The organism is Curvibacter sp. Hmag1.1 (assembly GCF_059769165.1).
This window is the reverse complement of sequence record NZ_JBMBGX010000002.1, coordinates 572981-596843: the sequence shown is the minus strand read 5'-3', so window position 1 is coordinate 596843 and position 23863 is coordinate 572981. Positions and strand designations below refer to the sequence as shown.

Genomic DNA, 23863 nt, shown 5'->3' with positions numbered 1-23863 from the left:
TCGATGAGGTGGTAAAGCGAGATTATAGGCGTCTGCTACATTGCGGCGGTCTGCGGTGGCACCATCGTGCTTGCCGTCATCACGAAATGAGTACGACATGGACCTTTCCGGTAAGCACATTGTTCTGGGTTTGACAGGTGGAATAGCCTGCTACAAAGCAGCCGAGCTCTGCCGCGCATTGATCAAGCAAGGCGCTACGGTGCAGGTGGTCATGACAGAAGCAGCCGCACAATTCATTACCCCTGTGACCATGCAGGCCCTGAGTAACCGCACGGTGTACGACTCCCAGTGGGATGCGCGTGAGCGGAACAACATGCCGCATATCAACCTGAGTCGGGAAGCTGATGCCATTCTGATCGCGCCCTGCAGCGCCGATTTCATGGCGAAGTTGTTGCATGGCCGTGCCGACGACCTTCTCAGCCTGATGTGCCTTGCGCGCCCCATCGAAACGGTGCCCCTGCTGATTGCACCCGCCATGAACCGCGAGATGTGGGCCCACCCAGCGACTCAGCGCAATCTATCGCAGTTGCGGGCAGATGGCACCCATGTGTTGGGTGTTGGGAACGGTGACCAGGCCTGCGGCGAGACGGGCGACGGGCGCATGCTGGAGTCTGAGGAGCTGTTGCAGGAAGTCATTGCATTTTTTCAGCCCAAATTGCTGGTGGGGCAGAAAGTGGTGGTCACTGCTGGTCCTACCTTTGAAGCGATTGACCCTGTGCGTGGAATCACCAACCTTTCCAGCGGAAAGATGGGCTTTGCGATTGCACGTGCCGCGCAGGAGGCGGGAGCGGAAGTGACCTTGATCGCCGGTCCGGTGTCTTTACCTACACCACGAGGTGTAGCCCGTATGGATGTGAAATCTGCATTAGATATGCATGCAGCGACCATGGAATGTGCGCGAGCAGCTACTGTTTTTATAGCAACGGCGGCGGTGGCGGACTGGCGTCCCGCGACTGCGGCAGATCAAAAGCTCAAAAAGGACGGCAGCGGCGCGACCCCGCAGCTGGAGTTTGTGGAGAACCCGGACATCTTGGCAGAAGTGGCATCCAGCCCGCGTGCGATCGAGGGGAAGTTATTCTGCGTGGGTTTCGCGGCCGAAAGTCATGATCTATTGGCTCACGCGACAGCCAAGCGGCTCCGTAAAAAAGTGCCTCTGCTGGTGGGTAACATCGGACCCGCAACCTTCGGCCAAGACGACAATGCCCTGCTGTTGGTGGACACCCAAGGCGCCACCGAAATCCCTCGCGATACCAAGCTTCAACTCGCGCGCCAATTGGTGGCCGAGATCGCCAAGCGCTTGCATTCTTATTGAAAGAGTTTCATGAAAATCGACGTCAAGATCATTGATCCCCGCCTGACCAACAATCTGCCCACCTACGCCACGCCGGGCAGCGCTGGCCTGGACCTGCGCGCTTGCCTGGATGCGCCGCTCACCTTGGCGCCCAATGCGTGGCAACTGGTGCCCACCGGCATGGCCATCTACCTCGAAGACCCAGCTTACGCCGCTTTGATCCTGCCGCGCTCCGGCTTGGGGCACAAACATGGCATTGTGTTAGGTAACTTGGTGGGTCTGATCGACAGCGATTACCAGGGGCAGCTGATGGTGAGTGCCTGGAACCGCAGTGAGGTCCCGTTCACTATCGAGCCGATGGAGCGGATCGCACAGCTGATGATTGTTCCGGTGGTGCAAGCCCAATTCAATGTTGTCACCGAGTTCCCCGCGTCACAACGCGGGGAAGGTGGCTACGGCTCTACCGGAAAAGCTTGATCGGCTCAGTGCAGGTGTCCGCTCCCGGGCCCTTGCTCGTGCAAGGGTTGGATGCGGAAAAAACCAGTACCGAGGGTGCCGGAGCCGATTTCTTCCTCCGTCGCTTCGCGCACTGACTCCACCTTCATCTGGATGCGAATCGCAATGCCAGCTAGAGGGTGATTGCCGTCCAACACCACGTGCTCAGGGTAGATGTCGGTGATGGTGTAAAGCGCGTCTCTGGGCGCGTCCGGGTTGCAGCCTTCAGGCAAGGCATAGCCTTCCATGGTCAGGCCCTCTTGCAGGTCGGCCGGGAACAGGGTGCGTGGCTCGAGAAAGATCAGCTGGTCATTGAAGTCGCCAAACGCCTGGTCCGGTTCAATCTGCAAATGCACCTTGTCGCCAGCCACATGGCCTTGCAAGGCGGCTTCAATCGAGGGCAGCAAGTCACTGCCGCCCAACAAAAACTCGACCGGCTCGTCCAAAACGTCCAGCTCTTCGCCCAAAGTGTCTTTCAGCGTCCATGTCAGGGCAACGACGCATTGTGTGGTGATTTCCATAGGCGAGAATTGTCCCATGAACATTCAAACTCCTCTCCAGCTGCTGGGCGGCATCAGCCCGGAAACCTTCATGCAACGCTATTGGCACAAAAAGCCTTTGGTGATCCGGCAGGCCATTCCCGGGTTTGCACCTTTGTTGGAACGCATCGAGTTGCTGGAGATGGCGGCACAAGAAGACGTGGAATCGCGTCTGGTGGTGCAGGATGCTTCGGGCAAAGGCGCAGGATGGAAGTTCAAGCACGGACCGTTTGCACGCAAAGCCTTGCCACCTTTTAAGCAAGTAGGCTGGACCTTGCTGGTGCAGGGCGTGGACATGCATGACGAACGGGTGCACAGCTTGATCAACCAATTCCGCTTCGTGCCGGACGCGCGCCTCGACGACCTCATGATCAGCTATGCCACTGACCAGGGCGGCGTGGGCCCTCACTTTGACAGCTACGACGTGTTTCTCTTGCAGGCGCATGGGCGGCGCCGCTGGCGCATCGGTCGCCAGAAAGACTTGTCCCTGAAGCCGGACATGCCCCTCAAAATTCTTGCCAACTTTGAGCCTGAAGAGGAGTTTGTGCTCGAGCCCGGCGACATGCTGTATCTCCCGCCGAAATATGCCCACGACGGTATCGCTGAAGGCGAGTGCATGACTTATTCCATCGGCTTCCGTTCCCCCTCGCAGTCTGAGTTGGCGCAGGAAGTTTTGCAGCGACTTGCGGAGCAGGCTCTGGATGAGTTGCCAGCGACCTTGTATGCCGATCCCAAGCAATCAGCAGTAAAAGCGCATGCGGCTCTACCTCCAGCCATGCTGGAGTTCGCCCAGTCCGCGGTGCACGCCGCTCTCAAAGACCCCAAGGCAGTTGCACGTGCTTTGGGAGAGTATCTGAGTGAGCCCAAAGCGAATGTCTGGTTTGATGGAGAGGGCCAGGATGTTGATGGCGCTATCCGCTTGGATCGCCGGACACGCATGCTCTACGACGAGCATCACGTCTTCATCAATGGCGAAAGCTTCAACGCCTCAGGACGGGATGCGCAGTTGATTAAGCGGCTGGCCGATCAGCGTTACTTGGAAGCCAAAGAGGTTCAACGTCTGAGTGAGGGCGCACGGGACCTTGTGCAAGACTGGTGTGATGCGGGCTGGTTACATGTCGACCAATGAGCCTCCTGTGTTGAGCGCAGGCACTTTTTCCGGCCCCACGGAGTTTGCCCAGCGCTTCCGCGATTCCATGGCGGTTGCAGCTGCCCAGAAATGGCCACACATGGTGTGGAGTGATGTCAACTTTGAAGACTGGCCTTTGCGTGAAAAGGCGGTCGTCGAGGCCTTGAATGCTTGGGCCGGGCCGGGTCGCAAACTCACCATGCTCGCTAAGCGTTACAACCAAGTCACGCTGCTCCATCCCCGTTTTGTTCAATGGCGTGGTACCTGGAGCCACCTAGTGGATTGCCGTGTGGTGAAGCATCTGGACGACAGTGAAATGCCCAGTGCATTGGTGGGGCCTGAGTGGTTTTTGCATAGACGCGAACTCACCCGATCTATCGGCGTATTCGGTAACGAGCCTCGCGTGCGTGTCGAATTAACAGAACTGTTAGACGAGTGCAGACGCCAAAGCTCGCCCGGATTTCCTGCAACAACATTGGGTCTCTAGGGCTTCAAGAGGGTTTACCCGAATGCACTGTTTTGGGTCTTGTATAATTTCAAGCTCTGGTGGAAAGAGACCGAATGCTTTTCGTCAGGGCTGGGTGGCTTGCCATCCAGACAATTTCCGGAAATTGTTTCGTTAACTCACTGAAGTCTTTAAAAATGAACAAGTCTCTCGTTTTGGCAGCTTTGATCGCTGCTGCTGCCCTGGCTGCTTGCGGTAAAAAAGAAGAAGCTGCTCCTGCTGCCGCTCCTGCTGCTGTTGAAGCTCCTGCCGCCGCTGCTTCCGCTCCTGCTGCTGACGCATCTGCTCCTGCTGCTCCCGCAGCTGCTGCTTCCGAGCCAGCCAAGCAGTAATCTGCTTGCAGACGAAAAAAAACCACCGCAAGGTGGTTTTTTTTCGTCCCCGCATCACCCGCCAAGGTGATGTAAAAATTTACTTGATGTCGTCCGCAATCACTTTGACGATGCGTTGAGCTGTTGCAGAGCTCTCTGCATTGCCATCGGCATCCAGTACGCTGACGGTGGATTTCTCCCCCACGCTGCGCACTGCAATGCGGTACTTGGTAGCTTCATTGGCTTTTTTGGAGCCACTGAACATTTTGCTAAAGAATCCAGGCTCGGAGTTCTCTGAGGTCAGATTCTGGTACCGCACAAAGTAGATGCCTTGTTTGCGATCCCGGTCTTCCACCGTGAAACCAGTCCGATCCAATGCCAGACCCGTGCGGCGCCATGCGCGGTCGAACCCTTCTTCCAATTGCACTACGGGTTGCCCATTCACATTCCCCACCACGGCCACGGGTTTCGGAGTGCTGTTCGCAACCAAAGCTTTGGACTGCTCTTGAGAAACTCCCAGTTTCACCATCAGACGGCGGAGAAATTCAGCTTCCAGTTCAGGGTCTGCTGGGCGTGGCTGCCACACTGTCTGGTTGGTGCGGTCAGCCGTGTAAACCTCGGCCATGCCACGGTGGCTGATGAAAATTTCTGTATTTCCATTTGCGTCCCGCTCCAGGCGTGTACGGAACTTGTCCCGTTCCGGGGTGGAGTAGAACGAATCCAGCAGTTTGCCCAAAGAGGCTCGGATGAAGTCTTGTGGAATCTTGGCCCGGTTTTCCGCCCAGTCGGTTTCCATGATGCCCAGCTTGTCCTGGTCCATCGCCAGCAAAAATCCGTTTTCCTGCCAGAAGTCCTTGACCGGTTCCCATAGCTTCTCCGCTGGGCGGTTCACAACAAGCCAACGCTGGTTGCCGGCACGCTCAATGCGCACGTCACCCACTGCGACCGCGGCGATTACAGCCTTGGATGTCTCAACCTGCCCCGCTTTGGACGCATTGGCAGATACTGCGCCGCCCACTACGGTGTAAGGCGTTTCCTTGCTGAGTTGGGTCAAGTCCGGTGGCACGTCCAGCTTGGGAGCCTTGGCCGCGGATCGGTAATCCACTTTGTCAGTTTCGAGCGCAGAACAGGCCCCAAGGGCCAAGGTCGCGCCTAGCAAAATCACTTTAGAAATGGAATTCACGGATTTCCTCAAAAAAGGGTCAGGAGCTCAGATCAGTCCGGCGGACTGCAGGGCACGCTCAAGAACCGGTTGGCTCGCGTCCGTCAAAGGCGTCAAGGGCAAACGTAACGCAGGCTTGCTCAGGCCCATGCGCGACACAGCCCATTTCACCGGGATCGGGTTGGACTCAACGAATAGAGCCTTGTGCACGGGCAAAAGTTTCATTTGAATTTCCATCGCGCGGGCCACATCGCCGGCAATAGCTGCCACACACAACTCATGCATGAGGCGGGGCGCCACGTTCGCAGTGACGCTCACATTGCCATGTCCACCGCACAGCATCAATGCCACCGCAGTCGGGTCATCACCGCTGTAGATGGAGAACTCTTTGGGGGCGTCCTTGATCAACCATTGCGCCCGTTCGATATTGCCGGTGGCCTCCTTGATGCCCACAATGCCTGGCACCTGTGTCAAACGCAACACGGTATCGTGGGCCATATCGGCCACAGAGCGCCCGGGTACGTTGTAGAGCACGATAGGCAAATCGCCGGTGGCTTCAGCAATGGCCTTGAAGTGCTGGTATTGGCCCTCTTGCGTAGGCTTGTTGTAGTAAGGCACGACTTGCAGTTGGCAATCGGCGCCCACCTGTTTTGCAAATTTCGCCAAGGCGATTGCCTCGCGGGTGGAGTTGCCGCCGCAACCTGCCATGATCGGTACGCGACCCGCGGATTGCTCGACGGACACGCGGATGATTTCGCAATGTTCTTCAACACTGACAGTGGGGGATTCACCCGTCGTACCCACCACGCCGATGCAGTCGGTGCCTTCGGCGATATGCCAATCGATGAGTTTGCGCAGCGCGGGGTAATCCACGGAGCCGTCATCAAGCATCGGAGTGATAAGGGCTACGATGCTGCCCCGGATTGGACCTTTAGAAGCGTTCATGTCGAGTGTTGAATCAGTAAACAAACATTTTAACTAGAGTGCATAACGCGCCGGAGCGTCACTGTGTGCACCGGGGGTAAAGTTGCGCAGGGCCGCAATGCGCTGAACGAATCGGTCGGGCTGATCCACAAAACCGTTTTCATACGCCACGATGTGCAAGTCTTTGCACATGTCTAACAACTCTCCGTTTTTCAGCAGAAAGTCGGGCCGGGCCGGGCGCCCCACCGTTTCGTTGCCGGCGGCAAATGTCTCATAAAGCAGAACACCGCCCGGAGCGAGGCTGGCCATCAGTGTACCCATCAAAGGACGCCACAAGTAATTGGTCACTACAACGGCATCGAACAGTTCAGGTTCGGAAGCTCCATCTCTAGCAAGCGGCCACAGCCCGTTCTCAATGTCAGCTTCTATCAGTCTGGCAAGTGGCACCAATTGGCGCGCGCCGCTTAAGTCTCTATCGACCCCCGTCACTTTGCAACCGAGCCTCGCAAACCATTCCAAATGGCGGCCGCTCCCGCAGGCAACGTCCAAAACCGAAGTGCCCGAGGGAATGAGGTGGCTCCAGCGCTGAATCCACGGCGATGGCGCGGACACTTGCTTATGCGGTTTGTGCATCACTTGGGTTTCACTTCATCTTTCAGCGCTGCCATAGCCATGTTTTCCACCACACCCGGAAGCAGAAGCTTCAAAAAACGCCCCAGCTTGCCTTGGGCCGTCATGACTACTTCATGTTGGCGCTTTTGCATAGCTGTGGCTATCAGGTAGGCGCACTCGGAAACGGTCATGGCTTTGTCTTCCTTGAGGCCACTGGATCCGGCTACTTCGCCCTTGGCATTCAGTCCGTGCGCACGGATGTCAGTCAACACCACGCCGGGGAAAGCCGTGGTCACGCTGACGCCGGAAGGTTTGAGCTCTGCACGCAAAGCTTCGAAAAAGCCTGTCATCGCAAATTTGGAGGCGCTGTAAGCCGTGCGCCCGGGCACGCCGATCAGACCCGCAAGTGACGACACCGCGACGATGCGCCCTTGGGTTTGCTTGATGTGCGGCAGCGCAGCGTGGGTGCACCACACGCTGCCCCACAGGTTGATACGCATGAGGTCTTCATACCAATGCAGGTCTTGGGCATCAACATCCTGAAACAGCGCTTGGGCAGAGACGCCCGCGTTGTTGACCAAGGTGTCAATGCGCCCGAAAGCATCAATCGTGGCTTGAACCAGGCTGCGGCATTGTGCTTCGATCGACACATCCGTGGGCACCACCAGAACTTCACTTCCCTTGGCGCGACAAGCATCTGCCACCGCGTCCAAACGCTCGCGTTTGCGGGCGGCCAACACGAGGTTCATTTCAGCGCCGTAGCGTGTAGCCAGTTGACGCGCGAGCTCGGCACCTATGCCCTCAGAAGCGCCGGTAATGATGGTGACAGGGATGTTTTTGGTCATAGCAGGAAAACTCAAAAGCAGGCCCAAAGCTGATTGGCCATCTGCACCATGAAATCAGGTTGGGCGTACAAGGTGAAAACAGCGGTCAGCAGCACGCACAAGGCCAGTGTGATCGCAGTTTTTTTGAGCATGGAGGTTGGTTTCAAGCGGCTTGAGGAGTGCGGGTAATGGGCGCTTCACGCACCGGCAGATTTACCAGTGCAGCGGCCACGCCCAGTGCGATGGCGATGTACCAGACGATGTCATAACTTCCGGTGCGGTCATACAGGTAGCCACCCAGCCACACGCCCATGAAGGATCCGATCTGGTGGCTGAAGAATACGAATCCTCCCAGCATGGACAAATGCGCCACACCGAAAATCTGGGCAATGGTTGCATTGGTGGGTGGAATGGTGGACAGCCACAGCACCCCCATGACAGAAGCAAACACATACACACTCATGGGGGACAGCGGCACCAGCAAAAACAGGCTGATGGCTACCGCCCGCGCGAAGTAGATAAATGCCAGGATGTACTTCTTCGGCAGCTTCTGGCCCAGCACACCTGCTGCATAAGTGCCGAACACATTAAAAAGGCCGATCAACGCCAAGGCATAGCTCGCGACCTGGGGTGACAAGCCTTTGTCTTTCAGGTAGCTGGGCATGTGCACTCCGATAAACACCACTTGGAAGCCGCATACAAAGTAACCTGCCATCAGCAACTGAAAGCTCGGGTACTTGAAGGCCTCGCGCAGCGCTTGGACAATGCTTTGCTGACGCGCCGGGGCTGAAGCTCCGCCGAAGGCGGGCTCTTTCAGCCCGCGCGCCAGCGGAATCATCAGCAGAGTGGCTGCCGCCAAGGCCAGCAAGGCCTGCTGCCAGCCAAAGTGGCTGATCAAAAAGCCTTCCGTCGGTACCATCAAAAATTGGCCGAACGAGCCTGCTGCCGCTGCGACCCCCATGGCCCAGGAACGCTTCTCTGCTGGCACATTGCGGCCGATCACGCCGTAAATCACGGCATAGGTCGTGCCCGCTTGCGCCATGCCGATCAGGGCGCCGGTAGCCAAGGTGAACATCAATGGGGTAGTGGTCAATGCCATGCCGCACAAGCCCAGCGCGTACAACAGCGCCCCGATGATGATCACCCGGAATGCCCCGAACCGGTCGGCGGCCATGCCCGCAAAAATGCCGCTCAAGCCCCACGCCAGGTTCTGGATAGCGATGGCAAAAGCAAAAGTCTCGCGCGTCCAGCCCTGGGCCTGGGTGATAGGCTGCAGCCAGAGGCCGAAACCGTGACGGCTGCCCATGGACAGCGTCACGATGGTGGCGCCGCACACCAGTACCTGGGACATGGAGAGGGTTTTAGGGGAAGAGCTCATCCTGCAAATGTAGCCAGTTTCGGCGGATCGTTTGCAGCGGGCGGGACACAGAGCGCCCCTGTCTTGGTTCTAAAAATCGGTATTTGCATGTATGCATATACAGTGGATTGCCGCAGTTCCCCTACAATCCGCCGCTATGGCTGTCAAACCCACCCCCGAATATTCTGAATCGTCGATCCGCGTGCTCAAGGGCCTGGAGCCCGTCAAACAGCGCCCGGGCATGTACACCCGCACCGACAACCCCCTGCACATCATCCAGGAAGTGCTGGACAACGCTGCCGACGAAGCCTTGGCCGGATACGGCAAAAAAATCAAGGTCACCCTGCATGCGGACGGCTCCGTCAGCGTGGAAGACGATGGCCGCGGCATTCCTTTCGGCATGCACCCGGAAGAAAAAGCACCCGTCATTGAGCTGGTGTTCACCCGCTTGCATGCGGGCGGCAAGTTCGACAAAGGCAAGGGCGGCGCCTACAGCTTCTCCGGCGGCTTGCACGGCGTGGGCGTGTCAGTGACCAACGCGCTGGGCAAGCGCCTGGAAGCCACCAGCTACCGCGAAGGTTCCGTCGCTCATCTGGTGTTTGAAGGAGGCGACGTGACCGAGGCCCTGCAAGTGCGCAAGGCCGGTGACGGCGACCGCAAACAGGGCACCACCGTGCGGGTGTGGCCGGACGCCAAGTATTTTGAATCCGCCGTCCTGCCCATGGGCGAGCTGACCCACTTGCTGCGCAGCAAAGCGGTGCTGATGCCCGGCGTGAGCGTGACGCTGGTGAATGAAAAGACCAAGGAAAGCCAGAACTGGCTCTACAAGGGTGGCCTGAAAGACTATCTGGGCCAGACCCTGAGCGCCGACCCCGTCATCCCCATGTTTGACGGTGAAGGCTTTGCCGATGGCAACAACGACACCTTTGCCGAAGGCGAGGGCGCAACCTGGTGCGTGGCCTTTACCGAAGATGGCGCGCCGGTCCGCGAAAGCTATGTGAACCTGATTCCCACCAGCGCGGGCGGCACGCACGAAAGCGGCTTGCGCGATGGCTTGTTCCAAGCCGTCAAAAGCTTTATCGAGTTCCACAGCCTGCTGCCGAAGGGCGTCAAGCTCATGCCCGAAGATGTGTTCGCCCGCGCCAGCTATGTGCTGAGCGCCAAGGTGCTGGACCCGCAGTTTCAAGGTCAGATCAAGGAGCGCCTGAACTCGCGCGACGCGGTGCGTCTGGTGAGCAGCTTTGTGCGCCCCGCGCTGGAACTGTGGCTGAACCAGCATGTGGACTACGGCAAAAAGCTGGCCGAGCTGGCTATCAAAGCCGCCCAAACCCGCCAGAAGGCCGGTCAGAAGGTCGAAAAGCGCAAGAGCAGCGGTGTAGCCGTGCTGCCCGGCAAGCTTACCGACTGCGAGAGCCGCGACATTGCCTACAACGAGGTGTTTCTGGTCGAGGGCGATTCCGCCGGTGGCAGCGCCAAAATGGGCCGCGACAAAGAAAATCAAGCGATCCTTCCCCTGCGCGGCAAGGTGCTTAACACCTGGGAGGTGGACCGCGACCGCCTGTTTGCTAACACCGAAATCCACGACATTTCGGTCGCTATTGGGGTAGACCCGCATGGCCCCAACGACACGCCCGATCTTAGCGGCTTGCGATACGGCAAGGTCTGTATCTTGAGCGATGCCGACGTGGACGGCTCGCACATCCAGGTGCTGTTGCTCACGCTGTTTTTCCGCCATTTTCCCAAGCTGATCGAGACCGGCCATGTGTATGTGGCCCGCCCCCCGCTGTTCCGGGTGGATGCGCCAGCGCGTGGCAAAAAGCCTGCGAGCAAGGCCTACGCGTTGGACGAAGGCGAGCTCACCGCCATCCTGGACAAGTTGCGCAAAGAGGGTGTGCGTGAAGGCGCTTGGTCCATCAGCCGCTTCAAAGGCCTGGGCGAGATGAACGCCGAGCAGCTGTGGGACACCACGCTCAACCCCGACACCCGCCGCCTGTTGCCGGTCATGCTGGGTGCCATCAACTTCGGAGACACCGAAGCGCTGATTACCAAGCTCATGGGAAAGGGCGAGGCATCGTCCCGCCGCGAGCTGATGGAGCTGCACGGCGACTCGGTAGAGATCGACGTCTGATGCACCTGCGTGCTGCCGCGTCCCGTTTTGCTATGAAAAAAGTAGCTGCTTGCGCACTATGGATGTGCGCTATGGCCACTTTTGATGCCAAAGCCGATGTGTGGGTCTATGTGGATCCGCAGGGTAAAACGTATCTTTCCACCGAGCAAGTGGACGAGCGCTACACGCTGTTTTTCCGCGCTTCTATCCGTAGCCTGCAGTCGGGCGCTGATGCCACTGCCCCGCAGGTCGTGGTGCCGGATGCGCCCGAGCTGTCCCCCAAACTGGCGGCGTTTTTTGACAATTCCCCGCGCTACCGCAAAGCCCAGCCCTTGTTGCAAGAGGCCGCCCGCAAGTACCGCCTGGATTACGAGCTGCTCAAAGCGTTGGTGACGACCGAGTCCGGCTTTGAGCCTAGTGCCGTGTCGCCCAAAGGCGCTATCGGGCTCATGCAGGTCATGCCCGATACGGCACGCCGCTTCGGTGTAGACAGCGACCGCTGGATGTCGGTGGAGGCAAAGCTGGCTGATCCCAAGATCAACGTCGGCATCGGTGCGCGCTATCTGCGCTTGTTGCTCGACATGTTCCCGGGCCGCACCGATCTGGCACTTGCGGCGTACAACGCAGGCGAGGGCGCGGTGCAAAAGGCGGGCAACAAAGTGCCTAATTTCAAAGAAACCCAGAACTACGTCGCCACCGTTACGGAGCTCTACGCCGCGCTCAAACCACCCGCCACAACCAGTACGTCCGTGCCGCAAGTGGTGGGCGTCAAGCCGGTGCTCAACCCTTACGGCGACGGCTATGTGTTGTCCGGCTCCCGCACGGCCTATGTGCTGGCACCCGGCGCCATGCCTGGTGGAGCAATCGGACGCGGCAACATGATCACCCCGGCCCTGCCTGTGGCCCCTGAAGATTCCCGGATTGCAGTGGACTGAACTGAAGAAACATGACTGACCAAACCACGCTTGATTTGATCCCCGACCCCGCTGAACCGACAGGTCCCGTGCCGCCCGGCGACGATGGCGAACTGAACCTGGCCACTTACGCCCAGCGCGCCTACCTTGAATACGCGCTCTCCGTCGTCAAGGGCCGTGCCCTGCCCGACGTATGCGATGGACTCAAGCCGGTGCAGCGACGCATTCTGTACAGCATGGGCCGCATGGGCCTGGGCTTTGGCGGCGCCAATGGCAACGCCGGTGCCAAGCCGGTCAAGAGTGCCCGCGTGGTGGGCGACGTACTGGGCCGCTTTCATCCGCACGGCGACCAGTCGGCCTACGACGCCTTGGTGCGCATGGCGCAAGACTTTTCGCAGCGCTACCCGCTGGTCGATGGTCAAGGCAACTTCGGTAGCCGCGACGGCGACGGTGCCGCTGCCATGCGCTACACCGAAGCCCGCCTAGCCAAAATCACCACGTTGCTGCTGGACGAAATCGACCAAGGCACGGTGGACTTTCAGCCCAACTACGACGGCTCTACCGAAGAGCCCAAGCAGTTGCCTGCGCGCCTCCCGTTCAGCCTGCTCAACGGCGCCAGCGGCATTGCCGTGGGCCTGGCCACCGAGATCCCCAGCCACAACCTGCGTGAAGTGGCCGACGCATGCGTCGCGCTCATCAAGAACGACAAACTGTCGGACGACGAACTTTTCACCCTGATCCCCGGCCCGGACTTCCCCGGTGGTGGTCAGATCATCAGCAGCGCCAGCGACATTGCCGATGCCTACCGCAGCGGCCGCGGCAGCCTCAAGGTGCGCGCCCGCTGGAAGATTGAAGACCTGGCCCGCGGCCAATGGCAGCTGGTGGTCACCGAGCTGCCGCCCGGCGTGAGCAGCCAACGCGTGCTGGAAGAGATTGAAGAACTCACCAACCCCAAGGTCAAAGCCGGCAAAAAGGCCCTGAGCCAGGAGCAAACCCAGCTCAAGGCCAGCATCCTCAGTGTGCTGGACGTAGTGCGTGATGAGTCCAACAAAGACGCCTTGGTGCGCTTGGTGTTTGAGCCCAAGAGCCGCACGGTGGAGCAGCAGGAGCTGATTACCGCGCTATTGGCCCACACCAGCCTGGAAACCTCGTCGCCCATCAACCTCACTATGGTGGGGCTGGACGGTAAGCCGGTACAAAAATCACTGCGCCAGATGTTGGTGGAGTGGGTGGCCTTCCGCGCCAGCACCATCGAGCGCCGCAGCCGCCACCGCCTGGGCAAGGTGCTGGACCGCATCCACATCCTGGAAGGCCGCCAGACGGTGTTGCTCAACATCGACGAGGTGATTGCCATCATCCGCAACAGCGACGAGCCCAAGGCTGCGCTGATTGCCCGCTTCAACTTGAGCGACCGCCAGGCTGAAGACATTCTGGAAATCCGCCTGCGCCAATTGGCGCGCTTGGAAGCCATCAAGATCGAGCAAGAGCTGTCAGAACTGCGCACCGAGCAAGGCAAGCTGGAAGAAATTCTGGGCAGCCCCGCCGCGCTGCGCCGCTTGATGGTGAAAGAGATTGAGGCGGACGCCAAAGTGTTTGCCGACGCGCGCCGCACACTTATCCAGGCCGAGAAAAAGGCCGTGGCCGAAGTGAAGGTGGTGGACGAGCCGGTGACGGTGGTGGTGTCTGAAAAAGGCTGGGTGCGTGCGCGTACCGGCCATGGCCATGAGGCGTCTACCTTTGCCTTCAAGGCAGGGGACGGCCTTTATGGCACTTTTGAGTGCCGCACGGTGGACACGCTCTTGGTGTTCGGCTCCAACGGGCGCATCTACACCGTGCCGGTGTCAGCACTGCCCGGCGGGCGGGGTGATGGCCAACCGGTCACCACGCTGCTGGAGTTGGAGGGCGGCACGCAAATCCTGTACTACTTTGCTGGCCCGTCCAGCGCGCAGCTGCTGCTTTCCAGCAGTGGCGGCTATGGGTTTATTGCCAGCGTAGAGAACATGACCTCGCGCCAGAAAGCCGGCAAGGCTTTTGTCGGTGTGGGCGAGGGCGAAACCCCGTGCGCGCCCTCGGTGGTGTCGGGTGCGCAAGGCAAGGTTACGTTCGCAGGCAAAGAAGGTTCAACCGCACCCGGTGCCGCGGGTGCTCAGGCAACGTTGTTGGCACCAGCCACCCACGTAGCCTGCGCGTCAACCGGCGGGCGCATCCTGACCTTTGAGATCACCGAACTCAAGACCATGGCCAACGGTGGACGCGGCTTGATGCTGATTGACCTGGAAGCCAAAGACACCCTGGCCGGTGCTGCCGCCTACACCCGCAGCATCCGCATCGACGGTATCGGCCGCGGTGGCAAAGAGCGCGACGAAACCCTGGAAATCCGCAGCCTCAACAACGCCCGCGCAGCCCGTGGCCGTAAAGGTAAAGCGGCGGATTTGGGCTTCAAGCCGAACCGGATTACGCGCGTGGAGTGATGAGGGAAGCAGCCGGCAGAGCCGGCTGCGTGGCAGTGCTTGCTGAGTTGTACGAATTCATTCCGATGCCGAAAGTGGCTCCGGACGCGGCCAGCGAGAGATCTTCCTGTGCGAGGCGTTCTTTGGCGAGGCTGCTGGCCAACTCGAGCGTAATCTGAGCTTCTTTCTTGGCCACTTGCAGAACTTTTTTCGCAGCGCTGCTCGCAACTTGCAAAATTTGCTTGGCGTACTCAGTCGCCTCTTGGGTGCCAACGTTCCCTTTTGCTGCCATGGCCATCGCGGCGGCTTCAAGTGCATGGTCCACAATGGCCTCGGCCCTCGCCACATCCAAAGCAACGAGTTCCGCCTGCTTCAAAATTTCCTGCATCGACAGCTCGTTTGTGTTCTGTGCTCTCGCCATATCGTTCTCCAATCTTGATTGAAGTCAATATTAGTAAGCCTATGTCGGGCGCGTATGTGCGTTGGCCCACACAGGACAGAGGGCAGCGCAGCAATCCCGCCGCTCTTTTCACTTGGCCCCGGTCGATGTGTTGGCTTCGGTGTTTCAAAGCAGAGCTGCGGGAAACTTGCTCTACACGTCTGAGAGGTCTCAGGCTATCACGGGGAGCACGCCATGTGTCCTGCGCTGTTTTCGGCGTGTTTGTCGCTCATGGCGCGAATGCATCCGGCATGCATCCGGCATGCATCTATTCTCGGACTGCTCCTGAATCAATAGCATCTCGCGCAAATTCCATGGGCGCTAGAGCCCTATTTCACTAAGAACAAACTCCCACCATCCGGCCTGTCCATTTGCCGTACAGCTTCACGGGAACTGCCTGGCCACCGGCTGCGGGGGGCATCATGATGGTGCTGGTGGAGACGAGGTCGATGTCGTAACTCCGGTTGTCGTAGCGGCCGTCGACTTTCATCTGCACTTGGTTTTCGTTGGCGCAACTGATGGTGCCGCTGATCTTGCCCATGCTCACGGTCAAGCTTTGTACCGAGCATTGCGCAGCTGCAATTTGCTGGCGCGCATTGCTCTCCCAATCCGTTGCATCTTCTTTGGTCATGCAGCCCCGTGTGTCGCTCATGGTGCGCCAGTTGGTGCGGTCGACCGATAGTTTGGTGACACCCACCCACATGCCGGGGTCGGGGCGGATGTTGTCACCTGCGTGGGCAAATGTGCTCACCAGGAGCAGGGCGAGGGCGGTGGGGGCGATGCGTGACATGCGTGCAATTACTTCCGGCAAAAAGAAAGCCCGCAGTCTATGGACTGCGGGCTTGGGTGCCTATCCCCCAAACGGGTGATTTACGCCTGCTCACACTTGCTCCTGATTCAGGAGCTGCGCGCGCATATTCCACAAGCCTCGCCTGATTTCAAGAACAGAATTTCCGTCACATTTTTGGCACGTAAAAAGCCCTTCAAGAAGAGGATGTTGACGGTCAGTAAGGCCTTGCTGACCAATGAATAGTGGTGCCTTCACAGTTCTTTCCTGACGCCACGTTTAGCGATCACTTTGATTTGTTTGCAATTTTTTTCGCCACCTTACGCCGCTATGATCTGGCACAAATTTTTACAGGGAGATCATGATGAAGTTGGCTTTTGGTGCCGCAACTTTTGCTTGTGCTGCGTTGCTTTCGGCATGCGGTGGAGGGGGCGGTGGGAGTTCCGCAGGGGGGGCGAATAGCCTCACCGGAGTCTTCTCGGACAGTGCCGTATCCGGTTTGACCTATGTGATTGGCGGGGTAGCTGCAAAGACGGATGCGTCAGGACATTTCACCTACAAGTCCGGCGATACGGTCACCTTCAAAGTCGGTGATGTGGTGCTGGGCTCTGCTGTGGCTCAAGCATTTATGAGCCCTGTCACGCTGATCAGCGGTGCGACGGACGAAACCAACGTTACTGTAACCAACATCGCCAAGTTCTTGCAAACGGTGGACGATGACAATAATCCGTCCAACGGCATCCAAATCACCAGCGGTATTCACTCAGCGGCAGTCGGCCGTACCATCAATTTTGCCCAGACTAGCAGTGCCTACGATTCAGACACGGCAGTTACGAACGCCTATGCGGCACTGAATGGTGCATCCACCTCAGGCACCCATGCGGCAGTAGGCGACTCGAACGCACAAACTCACTTGCAAGGCACGTTGTTGGCGGCCATGGCCGGTACCTATAACGGCAACTACAGCGGGTCAAGCAGTGGCACGTTTACGTTCACTGTGAATAGTGGCGGCCAAATTACTTCCGGCACGATATCGAACACTGGCGGCGCCGTGATGACCGGCAACATTGCAAGTGGCGGCGGATTCAGTTCGAGCAACCCCGGAACATTGGGCGGGAATCCGGTCACTGTGTCATTCAGCGGAACCATCAGTGCCGGGGCCTCCACGGTTTCGGGTAACTGGTCGGTTTCCGGATCCGGATACAACTTTTCGGGTACGTTCAGCGGCAAGAAGTAAAAACGCGAGCGCTCCTGATTCAGGAGCTACTCGCGCATGTTCCACGGGCGCTAGCGCCCGTTTTTACTTTAAGGCTGGGCTGTTGTTTGCACGTCGGCAGCTTCGGTCCATCCACCGCCCAGCACTTTGTACAAGGTCACCAGGTTTTGCAGTTGCTGGGTTTGCACCTGCACCTGCGCCTGTTGAGCTGCGAACAAAGAGCGCTGAGCTTCCAGAACCTCGAACGAGCTGGCCGCTCCAGCTTTGAAGCGCAGGTCGGTCAGTTGCATGGTGGTTTGGGTAGCGACGAGCTGCGCGGTCTGGGCTTGCAGTTGTTCGCCCAGGGTGGCGCGGCCGGCCAAAGCATCGGCCACTTCCTTGAAGCCGGTCTGAATGGCTTTTTCGTACTGGGCGATGGCGATGTCTTTGTTCACCTTGGCAGCTTCCAGGTTGGCCTTGTTGCGGCCCGCATCAAAGATGGGCATCAGCAGCTGGGGCACAAAGGTCCAGGCGCTGGTGCCGTTGCTGAACAAGGTGTCCAGGTCGCTACTGGCCACGCCTGCGCTGGCAGTGAGCGTGATGCGCGGGAAGAAGGCTGCACGTGCTGCACCGATGTTGGCGTTCAGCGCAAGGAGGTTTTGCTCGGCTTGGCGTACATCAGGGCGGCGCACCAGCAACTCCGACGGCACCCCGGCCGGCAGGTCGCTCAAGAAGCCTTGCTCTACCAGGCCCAGGCCGGCCGGCAGGTCCGCCGGCAAGGGCTGGCCTACCAGCAGCACCAGAGCACTTTCGTCAGTCGCACGTTGGCGGGTTTGTTGGGCCAGTGACACTTTGGCAGCTTCGAGCTGGCTCTGGGCGGTGCTCAGGTCCAGCTTGGAGGCAGCTTCGTTGTCGTATTTGAGCTGCATCAGGCGCAGGCTCTCTTGCCGTGTCTTGAGTGTTTCGCGGGTCACGCGCAGCAGCTCGTCGTCGGCCAAGAGCGTGAGGTAGGTGTTGGCGACCGACGCAATCAGGCTGATCTGCACGGTCTTGCGGGCTTCCTCGGTCGCCAGCAGTTGCGACTGGGCCGCTTGGCTCAGGGCGCGCACGCGGCCGAAGAAATCCAGCTCATAGGCCGTGACGCTCAGGCCGGCGGTATAGCTGCTGGTTATGGCGCCGCTGGCAGCCGGGCCGCGGCTGCCGTTGATGCCAGCATTCACGGTGGGCAACTGGTCGGCACGGGCCACTTGCAGCTTGGCCCGGGTCGCTTCGATGTTGAGGGCTGCCACGCGCAGGTCGCGGTTGTTCTCCAAAGACAGCTCAATCAGGCGCTTGAGGCGTGCGTCTTTGAAAAAGCTTTGCCATTCAATGTCTGCCGCCGCTTTGGCGTCGGCAGTGGGTGTGCTGGCTACCGCAACTTGGGGGAAGGCAGGCGCCACGGGAGCAGCGGGCCGGGTGAAGGTAGGAATAAAGCTGCAACCAGCCAGCCACAGCGCCGCCGACAGGGTGGCCAGACGCAGGGCAGGGCGTTGGAAAGAATGCTTACTCATGGGATTGCGCTCCGATCTGGTGTCCGTGTTCAACGTCGAATTGGTGTTGGCGTTCGCTGCCCTTGAAGATGCTGCGCACCACCACGAAGAAGATCGGCACGAAGAACACCGCCAGGATGGTGCCCGCTACCATGCCGCCGATCACGCCTGTGCCGATGGCACGTTGGCTGGCCGAGCCCGCACCGCTGGCAATCGCCAGAGGCAACACACCTAACATGAACGCCAGCGACGTCATCACGATGGGGCGGAAGCGCAGGTGCGCTGCCGACAAGGCGGACTCGATCACGCTCTTGCCTTGGGCTTGCAAGTCCTTGGCGAACTCGATAATCAAAATCGCGTTCTTGGCTGACAAACCGATGATGGTGATCAGGCCCACCTGGAAGTAGACGTCGTTCGCGTAGCCGCGGAACAAGGTGGCCAACACGACACCGAACACACCCAAGGGCACGACCAGAATCACCGCCAGTGGGATGGACCAGCTCTCGTACAACGCAGCCAGGCACAAGAACACCGCCAGGATCGCGAAGGCATACAACACCGTCGCTTGCGAGCCGGCCTTCTTCTCTTCGCGGGACTGGCCAGTCCACTCAAAGCCGAAGCCTTCGGGCAGCTTGGCTGCCAGTTGCTCCATTTCGGCCATGGCCTCGCCGGTGCTGAAGCCGGGAGCTGCTGCACCGCTGATGCGCACGGCGGAGTAGCCGTTGTAGCGCACGGTTTGCATCGCGCCGGTCACCCATTGCGTGGTGGCAAAGGCAGACAAGGGCACTGCTTTGCCGCTGCTGTTGATGGCGTTGAACTTCAGGATGTCATCCGGCTGCATACGCGCCGTGCCTTCAGCTTGCACCACCACCCGTTGCAGGCGGCCCGCATTCGGGAAGTCGTTCACATAGCTCGAACCCAGCGCCGTGGAGATGGTGCTGTTGATGGCGCTGAAGCTCACACCCAAAGCGCTCGCTTTGTCGCGGTCGATGTCGATTTGCAGCTGCGGCGCATCTTCCAGACCATCAGGGCGCACTTGGGTGAGTACCTTGCTCTTGGATGCCATACCCAGCAGCTGGTTGCGTGCTCCGATGAGCGCCGCGTGGCCCTTGCCTCCGCGGTCTTGCAGGCGGAAGGTAAAGCCGGTGGCATTGCCCAATTCAGGAATGGGAGGCGGCGCCAACGGGAAGATGAATGCATCACGGATGCCCATGAGTGCACCGAAGGCGCGGCCGGCCAATGCCTGCGCCGAATGCTCGGGGCCCACGCGCTGCGACCAGTCTTTCAGGGTCACGAAAGCCAATGCGGCGTTCTGGCCCTGGCCGGAGAAGCTAAAGCCCAACACAGCCACCATGCCTTCGACTTCAGGTTGCTTGAGGATAAAGCCTTCCACTTGCTCCATCACTTTCAAGGTGCGCTGTTGGGTGGCACCCGGGGGCAGCTGCACGTTCACGATGATGTTGCCCTGGTCTTCACCCGGCAAAAAGGAAGTGGGCAAGCGCAGGTACACCACAGCCACACCGGCAATGATGGCCACATAGATCACCAGGTAGCGGCCGGCTTTTTTCAGCAAGCGGGCCACTAGGCTTTCGTAGCCTTTGGCGGTGGAGTCAAAGCGGCGGTTAAACCAGCCGAAGAAGCCGGTCTTGGCGTGCGCGTGGCCGGCCTCGACAGGCTTGAGCAGCGTGGCGCACAAGGCAGGGGTCAGCGACAAGGCCAGGAAGGCCGAGAACGCAATCGAGCTCACCATTACCGCCGAGAACTGGCGGTAGATGTTGCCCACCGAGCCGGCAAAGAAAGCCAGCGGTACGAACACGGCAATCAACACCACGGTCACACCGATGATGGCGCCCGAGATCTGGCCCATGGCCTTCTTGGTGGCTTGCAGTGGTGGCAAGCCTTCTTCGCTCATGATGCGCTCGACGTTTTCCACCACCACGATGGCATCGTCCACCACGATACCGATCACCAGCACCATGCCGAACATGGTGAGCACGTTGATCGAGAAGCCCAGCGCCAGCAGGGTGGCAAAAGTACCCAGCAGCGCCACCGGCACCACGATGGTCGGGATGATGGTGTAACGCCAGTTCTGCAAGAACAGGAACATCACCAGGAACACCAGCACCACGGCTTCGACCAGGGTTTCGGCCACTTGCTTGATGGAGATGTTCACGAAACGCGAGCTGTCGTAAGGAATGCTCCAGCTCATGCCTTTGGGGAAGTAGGCCTGCAGCTCGGTCATGCGGGCGCGCACGGCTTTGGCTGCGGCCATGGCGTTGCCGCTGGGGGCCAGCTGCACGCCGATACCGATGGCAGGCTTGCCATTCAACCGGGCTGAGGTGGCATACGCCTGGGCGCCGAGCTCAATGCGAGCCACGTCTTTCAGACGCACGGCCGAGCCGTCGGCGTTGCTGCGCAGCGCGATATTGCCGAACTGCGCCACGCTGGCGAGCTGGCCTTTGACCACCACGGTTGCTGCAATGCTCTGGCCGGTGATGTTGGGCAGGTCGCCGATGGCGCCGGCAGACACCTGGGCGTTTTGCGCGCTGATGGCTGAGTTGACTTCTGCGGTAGACAGGTTGAACGAGGCCAGCTTGGCCGGGTCCAGCCAGATGCGCATGGCGCGCTCGGTTCCGAACAGCTGGGCTTGGCCGATACCGGGCAAGCGTTGCAACTCGGGCACGATGTTGCGCGAGGCGTAGTCGCCCAGTTCAATCGTGCTGGTCTCCGGGTTGTCGGAGGACAGCATGGTGAACATCAGAAAATTGGAGCGTGATTTGTCCACGCGCACGCCTTGCTGCGTGACCGCCGCTGGCAAGCGCGGGGTGGCGCGTGACAAGCGGTTCTGCACATCCACCTGCGCGAGGTCGGGGTTGGTGCCGGTCTCAAACGTCAAGGTGATGCTGCCGGAGCCGTCCGCTTGCGCGACCGACTCCATGTAGATCAGGCCAGGGGAGCCGTTCATTTCGCGCTCTATGACGGACAGCACGCTGTCCTCCAGCGTTTGGGCTGATGCACCGGGGTAAGCGGTGTTCACGACGATGGACGGTGGTGCCACCGGCGGGTACTGCGAGATCGGCAGCTGGGTGATGGCCACGCCGCCCATCACCAGGATGAACAGCGAGATCACCCACGCAAAGATGGGGCGGTTGATAAAAAACTGAGCCATGGAATGTGCCTCTAGCGATTTATTTGGCAGCTGCAGACGCGGCTGCAACGGGGGCGGAAGCGGATGCGCCCGGGGCGCCAGCGGGTGCCGCACCGGGAGTCCATGGCACGGGCTTCACGGGGGCGCCGGGCACCATCATTTTCTGGAAGCCGTCCACGATGACCTGGTCGCCTTCTTTCAAGCCGTCCAGAATCACCCACTGGTTGTTGATGGCATTGCCACCGAGCTTCACGGGGCGCGGACCGGGCTTGCCGCCTTCGCCGACCACCAGTACGGTGTCGCCCTGGTTGGTGCGGGTCACCGCTTGCTGCGGAACCATGATGCCGGAGGGCAGCTCTGCCTGGGACAAGCGCACGCGCACGTACTGGCCTGGCAACAGCAGGCCGTCGGCGTTGGGCACTTCGGCGCGCAGGGTGATCTGGCCGCTGGTGGCGTCCACTGTCAGGTCGCTAAACAGCAGCTTGCCGGCCTTGGGCAGCTCGCTGCCGTCTTCCAGCACGATGCGCACCGGCACTGAGCCGTCGCCCGAGGCGCGCAATTGCTTGGAGGCAATGGCTTTGCGCAGGCGCAGCACTTCGGTGCTGGACTGGGTGAAGTTCACATAGACCGAGTTGGTCTGCTGAATGGTGGCCAGGGCAGTGGTGTCAGAGGCTCCTACCAATGCACCTTCGGTCACAGACGATTGGCCGATGCGACCGGAGATGGGGGCCGTGATGGTGGCGTAAGCCAGGTTGATGCGCGCGGTCTCCACTGCGGCTTTGGCAACACCCAGATCGGCTTCTGCCTGACGCTGGGCGGTTTGCAGGGTGGTGAACTCTTGCTTGCTGATGGCGTTGGCTTCTACCAGCGCCTTGTTGCGCTCCACTTGGGCGGTGGCTTGCGCCAGCGTGGCCTGGGCTTTCACCACGGTAGCTTGGGCACTCTCGAACGCAGCGCGGTAGGGGGCCGAGTCCAGTTGGTACAGCACCTGGCCAGCTTTGACTTCGCTGCCTTCGCGGAAGGCACGTTGCAGCACTAAGCCGCTCACACGGGCGCGCACTTGTGCCACGCGCAGGGCGCTGACGCGGCCCGGCAATTCCGATTGCAAAGCCACCGCTTGGCTGGACACGGTCACTACACCGACTTCAGCAGGGGGCATGCCGCCACCGGGCGGTCCGCCGGCGCCTTGGGCACCGTCTTTGGCGCCGCAGGCCACCAGGGCTACAGCCAATGGAATGGCCAACAAGGCCACACGGCCGGAGGAGAGAGCGGGTGAGGCACCCTGGGTCTGACGGAACAGCGACATACAGATTTCCCTTGTGACAGAGGTAGTTGGGGCGGTAATCGGGGGTGAGACTTGCCGGCGGCTTGATCTAGGGCAAACCCTCAAGAAATAGCGAAGCAGACCGCGACAATGGAGGTTAGTATACATACATTCACGAATGTATGTTTCGAAAAAACTACAATACCCGCACATTTTTATGAGGTCAATCTATGGCCCGCCGCACCAAAGAAGAAGCCTTAGCCACCCGCGAACTGATCCTTGACGCTGCTGAACGTGTATTTCACCAGCGCGGAGTGTCGCGCACGTCCCTGCAGGAAATTGCCAAGGATGCGGGCCTGACCCGGGGCGCGATTTACTGGCATTTTGAAAACAAGGGCGAACTCTTTCACGCCATGATGGAGCGGGTCACATTGCCGATGATGGCCCGCATGACAGAGATCACCCCGGACGACGAAGCCCGTCCGCTGGACAAAATCCGCCGCAATACCGCCACCGCCTTGCGCCAGGTCGCCAGCGACGCGCAAGTACGCCGCGTGTTTGAAATCGCGATGCAGAAGGTGGAGTACGTCGATGAAATGCAGGAGATGCAGCAGCGCAAGATCAGCGGCCGCAACGAGTGCATGGATGACATGCAGCGCCTGCTCCAGATCGCCCAACAGCGGGGCCACATCAAGGCCGATGCTCACTTGCGCAACGCCACCATCGGCCTATTTGCGCTGGTGGGGGGCATCAAATACAACTGGCTGCTGGACCCGGAGGCCTTTGACCTCGAAGCCGTGGGCTTGGCTACGCTGGACGCCTACCTGGCCGGCTTGAAGACTTCATCGGTAGTGTGATTGCTATCAAAAGAATAGCTGCTC

The 23863-nt window shown here is 59.7% G+C and carries 21 protein-coding genes; 10 read left to right on the top strand and 11 right to left on the bottom strand.

Annotated elements, in window-relative coordinates:
- The first annotated feature begins 97 nt into the window (after positions 1-97).
- Both coaBC and dut read left to right on the top strand, forming a co-directional pair.
- On the top strand, positions 98-1312 hold the full coding sequence (gene coaBC / locus ACOAP0_RS03235) for a bifunctional phosphopantothenoylcysteine decarboxylase/phosphopantothenate--cysteine ligase CoaBC (RefSeq protein WP_498375612.1): 1215 nt from the start codon (positions 98-100) through the stop codon (positions 1310-1312).
- Between the two features lie 9 nt (positions 1313-1321).
- Positions 1322-1768, top strand: a complete 447-nt coding sequence (gene dut, locus ACOAP0_RS03230) for a dUTP diphosphatase (protein WP_481872926.1) — start codon at positions 1322-1324, stop codon at positions 1766-1768.
- Between the two features lie 5 nt (positions 1769-1773).
- Here dut and ACOAP0_RS03225 read toward each other — a convergent pair whose 3' ends face one another.
- On the bottom strand, positions 1774-2307 hold the full coding sequence (locus ACOAP0_RS03225) for an FKBP-type peptidyl-prolyl cis-trans isomerase (RefSeq protein WP_498376105.1): 534 nt from the start codon (positions 2305-2307) through the stop codon (positions 1774-1776).
- A gap of 16 nt (positions 2308-2323) precedes the next feature.
- Between ACOAP0_RS03225 and ACOAP0_RS03220 the strand changes: the two genes are divergently transcribed.
- From ACOAP0_RS03220 to ACOAP0_RS03210, 3 genes are all read left to right on the top strand, one after another.
- Complete coding sequence (locus tag ACOAP0_RS03220) at positions 2324-3454, top strand: JmjC domain-containing protein (protein ID WP_498375613.1); 1131 nt, start codon at positions 2324-2326, stop codon at positions 3452-3454.
- Complete coding sequence (locus tag ACOAP0_RS03215; RefSeq protein WP_498375614.1) at positions 3441-3941, top strand: hypothetical protein; 501 nt, start codon at positions 3441-3443, stop codon at positions 3939-3941. Before ACOAP0_RS03220 ends, ACOAP0_RS03215 begins: the two co-directional genes overlap by 14 nt.
- A 155-nt stretch (positions 3942-4096) precedes the next feature.
- Positions 4097-4291: a hypothetical protein gene (locus ACOAP0_RS03210; protein ID WP_087494464.1), complete on the top strand. Its 195-nt coding sequence runs from the start codon at positions 4097-4099 to the stop codon at positions 4289-4291.
- Between the two features lie 79 nt (positions 4292-4370).
- Here ACOAP0_RS03210 and bamC read toward each other — a convergent pair whose 3' ends face one another.
- The 5 genes from bamC to ACOAP0_RS03185 all read right to left on the bottom strand — a co-directional run bounded on the left by bamC (position 4371) and on the right by ACOAP0_RS03185 (position 9170).
- Complete coding sequence (bamC, locus tag ACOAP0_RS03205) at positions 4371-5453, bottom strand: NlpB/DapX family lipoprotein (RefSeq protein ID WP_087494463.1); 1083 nt, start codon at positions 5451-5453, stop codon at positions 4371-4373.
- A 27-nt stretch (positions 5454-5480) separates the two neighbouring features.
- Positions 5481-6377 (bottom strand): 4-hydroxy-tetrahydrodipicolinate synthase, encoded by an 897-nt coding sequence (gene dapA, locus ACOAP0_RS03200; RefSeq protein ID WP_087494462.1) that lies wholly within the window; start codon positions 6375-6377, stop codon positions 5481-5483.
- Between the two features lie 33 nt (positions 6378-6410).
- Positions 6411-6989 carry a class I SAM-dependent methyltransferase gene (locus ACOAP0_RS03195; protein WP_498376106.1) on the bottom strand — a complete coding sequence of 193 codons (579 nt, stop codon included), beginning with the start codon at positions 6987-6989 and terminating at the stop codon, positions 6411-6413.
- Positions 6989-7813 carry an SDR family oxidoreductase gene (locus ACOAP0_RS03190; protein WP_498375615.1) on the bottom strand — a complete coding sequence of 275 codons (825 nt, stop codon included), beginning with the start codon at positions 7811-7813 and terminating at the stop codon, positions 6989-6991. The genes ACOAP0_RS03195 and ACOAP0_RS03190 overlap by 1 nt, the downstream gene beginning before the upstream one ends.
- Before the next feature lie 142 nt (positions 7814-7955).
- Complete coding sequence (locus ACOAP0_RS03185) at positions 7956-9170, bottom strand: MFS transporter (RefSeq protein WP_498375616.1); 1215 nt, start codon at positions 9168-9170, stop codon at positions 7956-7958.
- Positions 9171-9306: 136 nt separating this feature from the next.
- Between ACOAP0_RS03185 and ACOAP0_RS03180 the strand changes: the two genes are divergently transcribed.
- The 3 genes from ACOAP0_RS03180 to parC all read left to right on the top strand — a co-directional run bounded on the left by ACOAP0_RS03180 (position 9307) and on the right by parC (position 14641).
- Positions 9307-11277, top strand: coding sequence for a DNA topoisomerase IV subunit B (locus ACOAP0_RS03180; protein ID WP_498375618.1), 1971 nt, complete (start codon positions 9307-9309; stop codon positions 11275-11277).
- Positions 11278-11348: 71 nt separating this feature from the next.
- Positions 11349-12191: a lytic transglycosylase domain-containing protein gene (locus tag ACOAP0_RS03175; RefSeq protein ID WP_498375619.1), complete on the top strand. Its 843-nt coding sequence runs from the start codon at positions 11349-11351 to the stop codon at positions 12189-12191.
- 11 nt (positions 12192-12202) lie between these two features.
- Complete coding sequence (gene parC / locus ACOAP0_RS03170) at positions 12203-14641, top strand: DNA topoisomerase IV subunit A (RefSeq protein WP_498375620.1); 2439 nt, start codon at positions 12203-12205, stop codon at positions 14639-14641.
- Here the strand turns inward: parC and ACOAP0_RS03165 are convergent.
- The gene (locus ACOAP0_RS03165) at positions 14625-15053 is read right to left on the bottom strand and encodes a hypothetical protein (RefSeq protein WP_498375621.1); all 429 of its coding nucleotides are present in this window, start codon (positions 15051-15053) and stop codon (positions 14625-14627) included. The two genes, parC and ACOAP0_RS03165, sit on opposite strands and share 17 nt — an antisense overlap.
- A gap of 343 nt (positions 15054-15396) precedes the next feature.
- The gene (locus tag ACOAP0_RS03160) at positions 15397-15849 is read right to left on the bottom strand and encodes a DUF3617 domain-containing protein (RefSeq protein ID WP_498375622.1); all 453 of its coding nucleotides are present in this window, start codon (positions 15847-15849) and stop codon (positions 15397-15399) included.
- 358 nt (positions 15850-16207) lie between these two features.
- On the opposite strand from ACOAP0_RS03160, the gene ACOAP0_RS03155 reads away from it, so the two are divergent.
- Complete coding sequence (locus tag ACOAP0_RS03155) at positions 16208-17083, top strand: hypothetical protein (RefSeq protein WP_498391312.1); 876 nt, start codon at positions 16208-16210, stop codon at positions 17081-17083.
- A gap of 68 nt (positions 17084-17151) precedes the next feature.
- Here the strand turns inward: ACOAP0_RS03155 and ACOAP0_RS03150 are convergent, their stop codons facing one another.
- From ACOAP0_RS03150 to ACOAP0_RS03140, 3 genes are read right to left on the bottom strand one after another with little or no spacing between them, the layout of a single operon-like run.
- Positions 17152-18591, bottom strand: a complete 1440-nt coding sequence (locus ACOAP0_RS03150) for an efflux transporter outer membrane subunit (protein ID WP_498375624.1) — start codon at positions 18589-18591, stop codon at positions 17152-17154.
- Complete coding sequence (locus ACOAP0_RS03145; RefSeq protein ID WP_498375625.1) at positions 18584-21739, bottom strand: efflux RND transporter permease subunit; 3156 nt, start codon at positions 21737-21739, stop codon at positions 18584-18586. Before ACOAP0_RS03145 ends, ACOAP0_RS03150 begins: the two co-directional genes overlap by 8 nt.
- A 19-nt stretch (positions 21740-21758) precedes the next feature.
- Positions 21759-23024: an efflux RND transporter periplasmic adaptor subunit gene (locus ACOAP0_RS03140; protein ID WP_498375626.1), complete on the bottom strand. Its 1266-nt coding sequence runs from the start codon at positions 23022-23024 to the stop codon at positions 21759-21761.
- 188 nt (positions 23025-23212) lie between these two features.
- Here ACOAP0_RS03140 and ACOAP0_RS03135 point away from each other — a divergent pair, with 188 nt between their 5' ends.
- Positions 23213-23839 (top strand): TetR family transcriptional regulator, encoded by a 627-nt coding sequence (locus ACOAP0_RS03135; RefSeq protein WP_498375627.1) that lies wholly within the window; start codon positions 23213-23215, stop codon positions 23837-23839.
- Positions 23840-23863: the final 24 nt, after the last annotated feature.

Coding starts and splice junctions, on each gene's coding strand:
- coaBC (WP_498375612.1), top strand. CDS start 98: ATGGACCTTTCCGGTAAGCACATTGTTCTGGGTTTGACAGGTGGAATA.
- dut (WP_481872926.1), top strand. CDS start 1,322: ATGAAAATCGACGTCAAGATCATTGATCCCCGCCTGACCAACAATCTG.
- ACOAP0_RS03225 (WP_498376105.1), bottom strand. CDS start 2,307: ATGGAAATCACCACACAATGCGTCGTTGCCCTGACATGGACGCTGAAA.
- ACOAP0_RS03220 (WP_498375613.1), top strand. CDS start 2,324: ATGAACATTCAAACTCCTCTCCAGCTGCTGGGCGGCATCAGCCCGGAA.
- ACOAP0_RS03215 (WP_498375614.1), top strand. CDS start 3,441: ATGTCGACCAATGAGCCTCCTGTGTTGAGCGCAGGCACTTTTTCCGGC.
- ACOAP0_RS03210 (WP_087494464.1), top strand. CDS start 4,097: ATGAACAAGTCTCTCGTTTTGGCAGCTTTGATCGCTGCTGCTGCCCTG.
- dapA (WP_087494462.1), bottom strand. CDS start 6,377: ATGAACGCTTCTAAAGGTCCAATCCGGGGCAGCATCGTAGCCCTTATC.
- ACOAP0_RS03195 (WP_498376106.1), bottom strand. CDS start 6,989: ATGCACAAACCGCATAAGCAAGTGTCCGCGCCATCGCCGTGGATTCAG.
- ACOAP0_RS03190 (WP_498375615.1), bottom strand. CDS start 7,813: ATGACCAAAAACATCCCTGTCACCATCATTACCGGCGCTTCTGAGGGC.
- ACOAP0_RS03185 (WP_498375616.1), bottom strand. CDS start 9,170: ATGAGCTCTTCCCCTAAAACCCTCTCCATGTCCCAGGTACTGGTGTGC.
- ACOAP0_RS03180 (WP_498375618.1), top strand. CDS start 9,307: ATGGCTGTCAAACCCACCCCCGAATATTCTGAATCGTCGATCCGCGTG.
- ACOAP0_RS03175 (WP_498375619.1), top strand. CDS start 11,349: ATGGCCACTTTTGATGCCAAAGCCGATGTGTGGGTCTATGTGGATCCG.
- parC (WP_498375620.1), top strand. CDS start 12,203: ATGACTGACCAAACCACGCTTGATTTGATCCCCGACCCCGCTGAACCG.
- ACOAP0_RS03160 (WP_498375622.1), bottom strand. CDS start 15,849: ATGTCACGCATCGCCCCCACCGCCCTCGCCCTGCTCCTGGTGAGCACA.
- ACOAP0_RS03155 (WP_498391312.1), top strand. CDS start 16,208: ATGATGAAGTTGGCTTTTGGTGCCGCAACTTTTGCTTGTGCTGCGTTG.
- ACOAP0_RS03150 (WP_498375624.1), bottom strand. CDS start 18,591: ATGAGTAAGCATTCTTTCCAACGCCCTGCCCTGCGTCTGGCCACCCTG.
- ACOAP0_RS03145 (WP_498375625.1), bottom strand. CDS start 21,739: ATGGCTCAGTTTTTTATCAACCGCCCCATCTTTGCGTGGGTGATCTCG.
- ACOAP0_RS03140 (WP_498375626.1), bottom strand. CDS start 23,024: ATGTCGCTGTTCCGTCAGACCCAGGGTGCCTCACCCGCTCTCTCCTCC.
- ACOAP0_RS03135 (WP_498375627.1), top strand. CDS start 23,213: ATGGCCCGCCGCACCAAAGAAGAAGCCTTAGCCACCCGCGAACTGATC.